The organism is Sutcliffiella cohnii (genome assembly GCF_002250055.1).
GTDB lineage: Bacteria > Bacillota > Bacilli > Bacillales > Bacillaceae_I > Sutcliffiella > Sutcliffiella cohnii.
Map to the genome: position 1 here is coordinate 2,073,381 of NZ_CP018866.1, position 12,274 is coordinate 2,085,654.

General features: G+C 33.9%; 12 protein-coding genes and 1 other RNA gene. All 13 read left to right on the forward strand.

Annotated elements, in window-relative coordinates; genetic code table 11:
• The first annotated feature begins 9 nt into the window (after positions 1-9).
• Positions 10-1,137 carry an MBL fold metallo-hydrolase gene (locus BC6307_RS10230; RefSeq protein WP_066418891.1) on the forward strand — a complete coding sequence of 376 codons (1,128 nt, stop codon included), beginning with the start codon at positions 10-12 and terminating at the stop codon, positions 1,135-1,137.
• Between the two features lie 212 nt (positions 1,138-1,349).
• A complete protein-coding gene (locus BC6307_RS10235) occupies positions 1,350-1,859 on the forward strand; it encodes a DUF3231 family protein (RefSeq protein WP_066418894.1) in 510 nt (169 codons plus the stop codon).
• 105 nt (positions 1,860-1,964) lie between these two features.
• Positions 1,965-2,420 (forward strand): DUF2243 domain-containing protein, encoded by a 456-nt coding sequence (locus BC6307_RS10240; RefSeq protein ID WP_066418897.1) that lies wholly within the window; start codon positions 1,965-1,967, stop codon positions 2,418-2,420.
• Complete coding sequence (locus BC6307_RS10245) at positions 2,420-3,223, forward strand: cytochrome c oxidase assembly protein (RefSeq protein WP_235858222.1); 804 nt, start codon at positions 2,420-2,422, stop codon at positions 3,221-3,223. Before BC6307_RS10240 ends, BC6307_RS10245 begins: the two co-directional genes overlap by 1 nt.
• 257 nt (positions 3,224-3,480) lie before the next feature.
• Positions 3,481-5,712, forward strand: coding sequence for a DEAD/DEAH box helicase (locus tag BC6307_RS10250; RefSeq protein WP_425319499.1), 2,232 nt, complete (start codon positions 3,481-3,483; stop codon positions 5,710-5,712).
• A gap of 10 nt (positions 5,713-5,722) precedes the next feature.
• Positions 5,723-6,952, forward strand: coding sequence for a ribonuclease H-like domain-containing protein (locus BC6307_RS10255; RefSeq protein WP_066414306.1), 1,230 nt, complete (start codon positions 5,723-5,725; stop codon positions 6,950-6,952).
• 301 nt (positions 6,953-7,253) lie between these two features.
• Entirely contained in the window at positions 7,254-7,598 is a 345-nt protein-coding gene (locus tag BC6307_RS10260; RefSeq protein WP_066414298.1) for a CotD family spore coat protein, read from the forward strand.
• A gap of 138 nt (positions 7,599-7,736) precedes the next feature.
• On the forward strand, positions 7,737-8,303 hold the full coding sequence (locus BC6307_RS10265; RefSeq protein WP_066414296.1) for an SLOG family protein: 567 nt from the start codon (positions 7,737-7,739) through the stop codon (positions 8,301-8,303).
• A 76-nt stretch (positions 8,304-8,379) separates the two neighbouring features.
• Positions 8,380-8,679 carry a cell division regulator GpsB gene (gene gpsB, locus BC6307_RS10270; protein WP_066414314.1) on the forward strand — a complete coding sequence of 100 codons (300 nt, stop codon included), beginning with the start codon at positions 8,380-8,382 and terminating at the stop codon, positions 8,677-8,679.
• Positions 8,680-8,743: 64 nt separating this feature from the next.
• Positions 8,744-9,137, forward strand: an RNA gene (gene rnpB, locus BC6307_RS10275) — RNase P RNA component class B.
• Positions 9,138-9,270: 133 nt separating this feature from the next.
• Positions 9,271-10,422, forward strand: coding sequence for a THUMP domain-containing class I SAM-dependent RNA methyltransferase (locus BC6307_RS10280; RefSeq protein ID WP_066414294.1), 1,152 nt, complete (start codon positions 9,271-9,273; stop codon positions 10,420-10,422).
• A gap of 399 nt (positions 10,423-10,821) precedes the next feature.
• Positions 10,822-11,781 (forward strand): DUF6612 family protein, encoded by a 960-nt coding sequence (locus tag BC6307_RS10285; RefSeq protein WP_066414291.1) that lies wholly within the window; start codon positions 10,822-10,824, stop codon positions 11,779-11,781.
• A gap of 248 nt (positions 11,782-12,029) precedes the next feature.
• The gene (locus BC6307_RS10290; RefSeq protein ID WP_066414289.1) at positions 12,030-12,221 is read left to right on the forward strand and encodes a hypothetical protein; all 192 of its coding nucleotides are present in this window, start codon (positions 12,030-12,032) and stop codon (positions 12,219-12,221) included.
• Positions 12,222-12,274: the final 53 nt, after the last annotated feature.

Genomic DNA, 12,274 nt, shown 5'->3' on the forward strand with positions numbered 1-12,274 from the left:
TAATTGAGTATGAATATTAAAGTAATGACTGCTAAAGATGTTACAAAAAAAGTTATAAATAAGGAACAGTTGTTTATATTAGACGTTAGAAATGTTAATGATTTTGAAGAATGGAAAATAGAAGGGGAAAACTTTAATTATTTAAATATACCTTACTTTGATCTATTAGATGGAGTGGAAGAAATTGTCGATAAACTTCCTACAAACATGGATGTTTTAGTTGTATGTGCTAAAGAAGGGTCTTCTGTTATGGTAGCAGAAATGTTAGCTGAAAAAGAATTTTCCGTATATTATTTAGAAGGTGGAATGAAAGCTTGGAGTGAGTATTTAGAACCGGTTAAAGTTGGAGATTTAAACGGAGGGGGAGAATTATACCAATTTGTCCGAATTGGTAAAGGTTGTTTGTCATACATGGTAATTTCTAATGAAGAAGCAGCAATTATTGATCCTACGAGAATGATTGAACGCTATATATCGCTTGTGGAAGAAAAAGGCGTTAAAATATCGCATGTATTTGACACCCACTTACATGCCGATCACATATCTGGAGGAAGAAGAATTGCCGAAATATCAGGGGCTCAATATTGGTTACCGCCGAAAGATGCTACGGACGTAACTTTTAATTACAACGCTTTAGAAGGTGGTAACGAAGTAAAAATCGGTAATTCTACGATAAATATTCATGCATTATACTCACCGGGACATACAATTGGTTCAACATCATTTATTATTGATGAGAAATATTTATTATCAGGAGATATTTTATTCATCGATTCTATTGGGAGACCTGACTTAGCGGGTTTGGCCGAAGATTGGGTTTCAGATTTAAGAGAAAGCTTATACGTTCGATACCGTGAGTTATCCGAGGAATTAATTGTTCTTCCAGCTCACTTCATGATGATTGAAGAGCTAAATGAGGATGGAACTGTTGCAGCAAAATTAGGTACTTTATTTGCTAAAAATCACGGTCTAAATATTGAAGATGAACAAGAGTTTAGAAAAATTGTAACTGAAAACCTACCACCGCAACCGAATGCATACCAAGAAATTCGCGAAACGAACATGGGGAAAATAAACCCGGATGTAGAACAGCAACGTGAAATGGAAATTGGTCCAAACCGCTGTGCTGTTAGATAATGAAAAATATATTACGGAAGAAGACTGAAGGGAATGAAATCCTTCAGTCTTCTTTTATACTTCTAAAATTAATCCAAATTATAACTTCCATAAACTTGTGGGATTGTATGTATTGATTATGAAATGGAGGGGACATTATACATTGTGTCATATGGATGCATACTTAATAGGTGGTTGATTATATGAGTTTACATTCGATTAGGAGGATGGTAATGGGTATTTTAAATGGAAATCCAAAAGATGAACCTTTACACTACGGTGAAGTATATGGTTTGTGGACGAATTTATTAGTAGCAAAATCTGCTATAGTGGCTCACCAAACGTTATTTAATCATACGGGTGATGAAGATTTACGAAAACTATTAGAAAATGTTATGGATAATACGAAACAAGAAGTGGAGCAAATGGAAGGTATTTTAAAGGAAAATGAAGTTCCTTTACCACCAAGCCCACCTGAAAGACCAACAGCTAATTTAGAAGATATACCTGTTGGTGCAAGGTTTAACGATCCAGAAATTGCGGCTAGCCTTGGAGCAGACATAGCTGCTGGCCTTATAGCTTGTAGTAAACAAATGGGTCAAGGTATCCGAGAAGACGTAATAGCAATGTTCGGACAATTTCACATGCAAAAAGCAGCACTTGGTGGAAAACTATTAAAAATGCAAAAAGAAAAGGGTTGGTTAATTCCTCCACCGCTTCATATTAATAAAGTGGAGAAATAATAGGTAAAATGTCTTACTGACTGTTATTCAGTAGGACATTTTCTTTTTTTGAATAATTCTGTCTGTCTTTATATAACATAATGGAAAAATGTAAAGGAGATATTTATGAGTACTGTAAAAAATCGTAACATTTTGTCTGGAATATTATTTGGTCTTGGGCTAGTTGCGTTTATTGATGAAACTATATTTCACCAGTTATTACATTGGCATCATTTTTATGATAAATCAACAACAAATGTAGGGTTAATATCAGACGGGTGGTTTCATGCATTTAGTTGGTTTGCGACTATTGGTGGCTTGTTTTTGTTTGCTGATTTAAGACGTAAAAATGAATTGTCAATGATTAAATGGATTGCTAGTGTTTTAATTGGTGGCGGCGCATTTCAATTATATGATGGTATTATTCAACATAAATTAATGAGAATCCATCAAATTAGATATGTAGAAAATGTATTCATCTATGATTTTGTTTGGAATATTATTGCCATTTTAATGTTAGTTGCTGGTTTATATTTGTTATTTCGAAGTGGCAATACGAAAAATGAAAAGGTAGTATATTAATGTACAACCTATGTGGGACAATGATCGATAATGCTGAAGTTTTTTTACCTTCTCTTCTTTTAAGTACACCGTTCAGTATTCTATTAATTTTATACTGTTTTGGAGTATTTCTTTCAAACCGAAAATATAGCAATTGGCCAATATACAAAAGTATTCTCTGTATTGTAGGATGTTTTATTGCTATTGTATCTGTTTCCAAACCGTTGACGGAACTTTCTCATTATAATTTTACATTTCATATGCTAATACATCTTTTGTTAGGGATGTTAGCACCACTATTAATCGCTTTATCTACTCCAATGACTTTATTATTTAGAGTTTTACATGTTCATCAATCTAGGAAATTAACTAGAGTATTACGAACTATGCCTTTTCAATTAATTGTACATCCAATAATAACAACTTTATTAAATATAGGAGGATTATGGATTTTATATATGACAAAACTGTTTGAATGGATGCATTCTAATCCATTCATTTATATCGCGATTCATTTTCATGTTTTTTTAGCGGGGTATGTATTTGTTGTTTCTATAATATATGTAGAACCAGTTTTTCATCGCTATAGTTTTATATTTCGCACTTCTATTTTTATAGTTGCGCTAGCTGCTCATGGTATATTAACAAAAATCATTTATTCAAAACCGCCAATAGGTGTTCCTTTATATGAAGCAGAGCGAGGCGCACAATTAATGTATTATGGAGGCGATTTTATCGAAGCTATTCTTATTGTTATACTTTTTGCACAATGGTATAAAGCATGTAGGCCAAAACAGTCGGAAAGTTTAATGACCGGAGAATAGGTCCGGCTCAAACTTCACCTTTCCTCCGTACGATAAGTCATCATCGACTCACTGACGTTCGCCGTGATTCCTTTATCTCCTGCGGAAAGGCTCCAGTTTGATTGGACCTAAACGAGCCGCCTCCGCTTTTCTAGTAATTTTTTCTTTTTTGGTTGTTTCTCTTTACTAGGAGAACGTTTATTCGTAAAATGGAGGGAGAATGAAGGAGTGTGTGGGAGATGTTTAAAAAGAAATCTGTAACAGACATTATTGATTGGATGAGGAGTGAGGAGCATATTGCTTCTAACATCGTTCATTGGGAGACGATCCCTGAAAAGTTAGGAGCTACGTTACCATTTCCCTCAAATGTTGACACTAGATTAGTAGAGGCATTGAAAACGAGAGGAATTAAATCTTTATATACACATCAACATGCTGCATTTGATGCTGCGGTCCACCAACAGAACTTTGTAGCTGTCACACCAACTGCATCTGGGAAAACACTTTGTTATAATTTACCTGTATTACAAAAAATATTAGAAAATAAAGAAAGCAGAGCTTTATACTTATTTCCTACAAAAGCACTAGCACAGGATCAAAAAAGTGAAATCAATGATATTATTTCTGAACTTGGTGTACCGATTAATAGTTATACATATGATGGTGATACTGCTCCAAATATTCGTCAACGTGTTCGCAAGGCAGGTCATATCGTTATTACAAATCCAGATATGCTTCACTCGGGAATACTCCCTCATCATACGAAATGGGTCTCACTATTCGAAAACTTACAATATATTGTAATCGATGAACTGCATACATATAGAGGTGTGTTTGGTAGTCATGTAGCAAACGTAATTCGTCGATTAAAACGAATATGCAAATTTTACGGTAGCAACCCAATATTTATATGTACATCGGCAACAATAGCAAACCCAAAAGAATTAGCGGAGCATTTAATAGGGGAAAATTTCAACCTAATTAATAATAATGGATCTCCATCAAGTAAAAAGCATATCGTTTTTTACAACCCTCCTATTGTCAATAAACCTCTGAACATAAGAAGAAGTGCAACTCTAGAAGTACGAAAACTAGCGAGTGAATTTTTGAAACAAAAAATACAAACAATTGTTTTTGCGAAGAGTAGAGTACGGGTTGAAATACTATTAACATATTTACAAGAGTTAGTGAAGGGTCAATTAGGTAAAAAAGCAATTACGGGTTATAGAGGTGGATATTTACCTACACAAAGACGAGAAATTGAAAAAGGACTTCGTAATGGAGATATATACGGAGTTGTAAGTACGAATGCATTAGAGCTTGGTGTGGACATAGGACAGCTTCAAGTATGTATTATGACAGGGTACCCTGGAACGATAGCAAGTGCTTGGCAACAAGCAGGTCGAGCTGGGAGGAGACAAGGAGAAGCTGTTATCGTAATGGTGGCCAGCTCTAATCCTTTAGACCAATATATTATTCAAAACCCGGATTATTTCTTAAAAAGTAATCCAGAATCTGCAAGAATTAACCCGGACAACTTAATTATTCTAGTTGATCATATTAAATGTGCTGCATATGAACTCCCTTTTAAAGAAGGAGAAACGTTTGATGGTGTTGAGCTAGATGACATATTAGAATATTTAACAGAAGAAAGAGTTCTTCATGAAAATAGTGGTAAGTGGTATTGGATGAATGATGCATTTCCAGCCCATAATATAAGTCTTCGTTCAGCTTCACAAGAAAATGTCATCATTATTGATCAAACAGAAGCGCCTGCAAATAAAGTAATAGGCGAAATGGACCGTTTCAGTGCAATGACTTTATTACATGATGAAGCAATTTACCTTCATCAAGGAATTCAGTTTCAAGTAGAAAAATTAGACTGGGAAGAAAAAAAAGCGTTTGTACGTGAAGTAAATGTTGATTATTTTACAGATGCTAATCTGGCTGTTCAACTCGATGTGTTAGAAGTAGATAAAGAAAGACGAACTTCCAATTGCCTTATTTCATTTGGGGATGTTTCTGTTAAAGCGATGGCAACAATTTTTAAAAAGATAAAATTTGAAACTCATGAAAATATCGGGTCAGGACCTATTCACTTACCAGAAGAAGAATTACATACAACAGCAACATGGATTCAACTGCAGGATGCTGCTGTATCTTCTTTCGGTCAAGATGAATTGGAAAAGGCGCTTGTAGGATTGTCACACGGCCTTAGACATGTGGCCCCGCTATTGCTAATGTGTGAACCTTCTGACTTACATGTTGTACCACAAGTTAAATCAACACATGATGAAAAGCCAGTAATTTATTTGTATGATCGTTATCCAGGTGGAGTAGGGTTAAGTGACAAAGCTTATTCTCATTTAGAGGAATTTATTCAATCTTGTCTAAAATTAATTACTAAATGCCCTTGTAATTCAGGCTGTCCTTCTTGTGTTGGAAACGATGAAGGGGCAGAAAATACTAAAGAATTAGTAGTTACTTTAATACGCACTATTTTAAAGTGAGTGAGAAAATATGAAACTAAAAAATAAACTAAATAGATTAAAAAAACATATGAGCCATGAACCAGTAAGTAATGAGCAGAAAGGTGTTCAATCGAAAGAGAGAATCGATGATGAATATTTACAAGAGTGGCTTCAATATGATACGAAACCATATTTTTACGAGAATGAATACTGTCTAATTCGAGAAGTACAATATTCACTAAATTTTAAACACGGTTTATACAGTTTAGGTGAACTTAAAAATGTAGTTGAAAAATGGAATAATAGTAATATTGAACATCCTTTATCTAGTAAAGGTCATCAAACAAGTGATTTGTTTTTTTTCGACACCGAAACAACTGGCTTAAGTGGAGGTGCAGGAACTACTATTTTTTTACTAGGATATGCAAGAGTATATGATGATAAAGTAGTAGTAAGGCAACATATATTACCTAGTCCAGGAAACGAAATCGCCTTATATGAAAGTTTTTTAAAAAACGTCGATTATACTACGCTAGTAACATACAACGGTAAAGCGTTTGATTGGCCACAGGTAAAAACGAGACATACTTTAATAAAAGAACACGTGCCAAAACTACCGTCTTTCGGACATTTTGATCTACTTCATGCAGCAAGACGTTTTTGGAAAAAAGAGATGGATTCTGTTCGGCTTTCATTAGTAGAGAAAGAAAAGCTTCAAATCCATCGTGAAGGTGACACACCGGGCTTTTTAGCACCGATGATTTATTTTGATTTTGTTGAATCGAAAAATCCTGAAGGAATGAAAGGGATATTAAAGCATAACGAATGGGATGTGTTAACGTTAATAACGTTGTACATTCATTTATCGAAACTCCTGTTAAAAGAAGAAATGCCAACTACAGAAAATGAACGATACGAAGTAGGACGTTGGTTTGACTTTTTAGGAGAAGATGAAGTAGCTGTTGAGAGGTATGAGCTATTGGTAAACGAATCTTGGAAGGCCGCTTATAACCTTGGTAAATTGAAGAAGAAAATGAAACGAAACGAAGAGGCAGAACAACATTTTCTTCAAGCGTATCATGCAAATGATAATAACGAAAAATATCTAGCAGGGATAGAACTTGCCAAATTATATGAGCATCAGTTTAAAGCATATGAAAAAGCTCTTTTCTATACAGAAAAATCGTATACATTTTATCGTAATTCAAATAATAAAAGTTTAAAAGAAGTGAATTTTGTAAAGCGGTTGGAGAGGTTATATAAAAAAATAGAAAAATAAATTTACCAATTTTTCCTTCATTGTCATCTTTTAATAATGGATGTAAAATAAGTTTTGTACTATTCATCTTAGAGCAATGGAGAGAAGTTTCGTGTCTAGATTTATTTTGTGCATGTTTTTTATTATGATTTTCTTAACCCTTTTCGTACTAACTAATATTAAAGATAGTATTTATACGATTCTTTAGTAGGCATTCGTATAATATGTTAAAAATAGGTGTCTGTACTAGTACATGTATACCAGTCTTTTCATAGGTTGTTAATGTAAAGAGAAAAACAAGAATTGAAAGGAGACTGTAAGTATGCATCACTGCAGACCAAATGTAATGGCACCTATCGTTCATCCAACTAAATGCTGTGTGAAAAATTTACACTCAACAACGGAAGTACCTCATATTCATCCATCACATACAACATATGTGAACAACCAACACTTCCAGCATAAACATTATTATCCTCATACGGATTCTATGGTAGACTCTGTTTCACATCAACATTTTAATTGTGGACCTGGAGGACCTGGAATGGCTCCGATGGGACCAGGAATGGGAGGCCCAGGGGCAATGGGTCCAGGAATGGGACCAGGTATGGCAGGACCGGGAGCAATGGGTCCAGGTATGGGTCCAGGCTACGGTTTCGGTAGATAATTCAATAACTAATAAAAAGAGAACTGGTATATCGCCAGTTCTTTTTTATATTATCTACAAAAATTATGGTAAAATAAATACCATTATAAATTCTAAAATTTTAGGACAAGGAATATACATAATTTTGGAGAGAATACAATGAAAGTCATGACGTTAACAGGGTATAAATCACACGAGCTACAAATTTTTAAAAACGACGATCCTCCTGCATTAATAATTAAAGCTGCAATCCGAAAAAAAATTGTTGAATTATTAGAGGAAGGTAACGATCTAGAATGGATATTAATTAGTGGCCAACTAGGTGTAGAGCTTTGGGGAGCAGAAGTTGTGTACGAACTTCAAGAATATTATCCACAATTAAAAGTTGCAGTTATAACACCATTTTTAGGACAAGAAGAAAAATGGAGTGAAGCTAATAAGGAATACTATGAATTTATTTTATCTCAAGCCGATTTTATTGATTCTGTTTCGAGAAAAAAATATGAGAGCCCCGCGCAATTTAAGCAAAAAAACTTATTTTTCATTAATAAAGCCAATTGTCTACTAGCTGTTTATGATGATGAACGGCCGGGTAATACAAAATTTATATTAGAAATTGCAAAAACAAAGGCAGAAAAACAACATTTCCCGATTTATACAATTGATTTTTATGAATTACAAGTATTAATGGAAGAAATAAGTTATAATCAAAATAGTGATTGGTAACAAAAGAAATTGACAAGATGGACTTTTTTTGAAAGAATATAGTAGAGAAAATGTGCATGTTACTGAGGTGAATATAATGCTATCAGATAAAATAAAATTGACGGCAAAAGAAATATTGGAAAAAGAATTTAAAGCAGGAATGCGTGGTTATAAACCAGAAGAAGTGGACAAATTTTTAGATACAATAATAAAAGACTATGAAACATTTTATTATGAGTATGAATTACTTCAACAAGAAAATGCGAAACTTAAAAAACAGCTAGAGGAATCTAGCAAAAAACCTGCTACAAGTTCTGCAGGATCTACTAATTTTGATATTTTGCGAAGACTTTCTAATTTAGAGAAACATGTGTTCGGAAGTAAATTATACGACTGAACCAAAATTTTACAGTTGATTCTGTTGTTTAAAATTGATATACTATCCTTTGTTGACATCAATAACAGTTGGGTAACCGCTATAGTATATACTATAGAGGAAAGTCCATGCTCGCACAGGCTGAGATGCCTGTAGTGTTCGTGCCTAGCGAAAAAATAAGCTAGGGTAGTTCGGTATTACACTGGACTAACGGCAGGGAAAACACCTAAGTCGCTTGCGATATGGTGTGAATACCTTGAAAGTGCCACAGTGACGTAGTCCAATTAGAAATAATTGGAGTGGAACGCGGTAAACCCCTCGAGCGAGAAACCCAAACAATGGTAGGGGCACCTTCTCAAAGGAAATTGAACGAAGAGAAGGACAGATCATTGTACATGAATCTGTAGACAGATGGTTACCACCGGAGTACAAGGAGCAATCCGTTTGTAGTACGAAGGAACAGAACATGGCTTACAAACTGTTGTTGGTTTGAATGTCACAACTACTATAAAATTTTGAGAGGTCCTCCTGCAATATGTTAGGAGGACTTTTGTTTTTTATGTAAAAAGGATAGGCTATACATAAAGTGAATTCAAGAATAGGGTGAGATTTATGAGTAAATATACAATAATCGCAACTGCTGCAATGGGACTAGAAGCATTAGTTGCTCAAGAAGTAAGAAATTTAGGTTATGAATGTCAAGTTGATAACGGAAAAGTAATTTTTAAAGGCGACGAGCTGGCAATTGCAAGAGCAAATTTATGGCTAAGAACAGCTGATAGAATAAAAATTCAAGTAGCTCAATTTAAAGCTTATACGTTTGAAGAACTTTTTCAAGGTGTTAAAAAAATTGCTTGGGGAGATTTTCTCCCAAAAGATGCGGAGTTTCCGGTAATCGGTAAATCTGTAAAGTCTAAGTTAGCAAGCGTTCCGGATTGTCAATCAATCGTAAAGAAAGCAGTAGTTGAAAAACTAAAAGAGCATTATCGCATTTCGACATCTTGGTTAGAGGAAACTGGGGATCTTTATCGTATTGAAGTAGCTCTACTAAAAGATGTTGCCACCATAACACTAGATGCGAGTGGAGCTGGATTACATAAGAGAGGATACCGTACGGATCAAGGTGAAGCACCATTAAAAGAAACATTAGCAGCAGCATTAATAATGTTAACAAATTGGACTGCAGATAAACCGTTTGTTGACCCTTTCTGTGGTTCTGGAACTATTCCAATTGAAGCAGCCTTAATAGGTCAAAATATCGCTCCTGGGTTTAACCGTGATTTTGTTTCAGAAAAATGGAATTGGATTGGTAGCGATGTTTGGGATAAAGCTCGAGAAGAAGTGGAAGATAGGGCTAACTATGACCAACCGTTAGATATTTCCGGACATGATATTGATCATAGAATGATAAACATTGCAAAAGAAAATGCGTTTGAGGCTGGATTAGGAGAAATAATTTCGTTTAAGCAAATGCAAGTTGTTGACTTTACAACTAACAAACAATTTGGAGTAATAGTAGGTAATCCACCTTATGGAGAACGTTTAGGAGAAAAGAAACAAGTAGAAGAAATGTACAAGCAAATGGGACAAGCATTTCAACCATATGAAGATACATGGTCTATCTATATGTTAACTTCTCATGAAGGCTTTGAAGAATTGTACGGTAGACAGGCTACAAAAAAAAGAAAACTATTTAACGGGTTTATCCGTACGGATCTTTATCAATATTGGGCAAAGCAAAAGCCGAAGCGATTAAATAAATAATCAAATTAAAGATACTAGTGAACAGAGGGAACACCTTTTGTCCACTAGTTTTTTTAGTTATTAAGTCATAAATTATAAACAGCAATAATGGTTATTTATTCCTATTTTTAAAGAAAATATAACTTTTTGAATACATTTTTATTTTTGTATCGTACTATTAGATGGGGCAAGAAAGCCATCTCTTTTTAAGTGAACACTTAAAAGGAGCGGCTTTGTTAAAAAATGGTGTGGATTTTTTACAATACAAAGATGAACAGAAGATGGTAACCATTATCTGGGGAATAGGGGAAAAGTTTGAATATAGTAGTGTTCTCCAATAAGTATCCATTTCTTAATGTAGAAATCAACATTATCATTTAACATAGCCAAATAGTAAATAGAGAATAAGGAGAGGATTGTGTGAAGAAACAATTATTAAAATTATTTACGGTGGTATTTATGGTACTTCTGTTAGCAGCGTGTGGGAGTAGTACAGAAACTGTTAATAAAAATGAAGATGTCTCATTACCACCAGAAGAGGAAAAAGTTGATGCAAGTGAACCAGCTGATGAAATAGAAGAAGAGCCTGCATTGACAGCTGAACAAGTTTTAGAAAAAACGACAGAGGCAACAGCTGAACTTAAAAGTTATTCTATGGATATGAATATTAATCAAAAAATCACATTAAACGATGAAGAACCGATTGAAATGAAAACTACAAGTAAATCGGATCTAACGTTAAGTCCATTAGCAATGTACCAATCAACGAAGATGAACGATCCTACTATGGGTATTGAAATGGAGTCTGAAACATATTTCACAGAAGAAGGGTTTTTTACTTATGATCCAACGTTTGGAGAGTGGTATAAGTTTCCTTCAGAATTCACAGCAGAACTAATTGAATTAACTGAAATGCAACAGCAAAACCCTGCAGAACAGTTAGAAATTTTGAAAAGTTTTTCTGATGAACTATCCATGACAGAAGAAGGAAATGAGTACATTTTAACGTTTGAAGGAAATGGTGACCAATACGAGGAATTAATTAATGCTACTATTCCTATGATGGGCGACGATATGGGTGAAATGTTAGAAGAAGTATTATCAATGATGAAAATTAATCATATTAGCTACAAAATTCATGTAGATAAAGAGACGTTAGTCCAAACAAAGATGTTTATTACAATGGACATGGAAATGGAAATTGAAGGTGAAGTAATGAGCATGTATCAAGAAATGGATATGTCCCTTTATAACTACAATGAAATTGACGAAATTGTAATTCCTCAAGAAGTATTAGATAATGCACAAGAATTTTCTTTCGATGACTTTGAAGACCTTGATTTTGACTTCGAATATGAAGAAGAAGAAGAGGAAAACTAAATAAAAGATAAAAAGCACTCTTGCATGAAGAGTGCTTTTTTTTTTTGGAATAAAAGAAAGTAAAGCGCATAAACTAATACTAGAAAAAAATAAATATAATGTAACTAACCATGAGCTGAGAAACCGTGCTGATGGTATTTATTTTTTACATTTTATTTTCCCCACCATTTAATCCTTTGCAAAACTGCTTCGTTGTAATGGGATAATTAGTATGGACTAAAAATCAATGATAGGAAAGGAGAAATGTTATGACATTACAAATGAAGGATTTTTTGAAAATATCAAAGGCATTAGAAAATAGTTTTCAAAGCTTAAAAACAGAGTTTAGTTCAGAAGAATTATGTATGGAAAAACTAAAAAAAGCGAAAGAAGAATATCAAAAAGCTATCTTACACGCAACTATTAAAGATCAAAAAATAGTAAAATTTTTAAATGACTAAAAAAAATTCCTGGAAAACAGGGATTTTTTTTATAGTGGCGAAAAAGTAAGAGT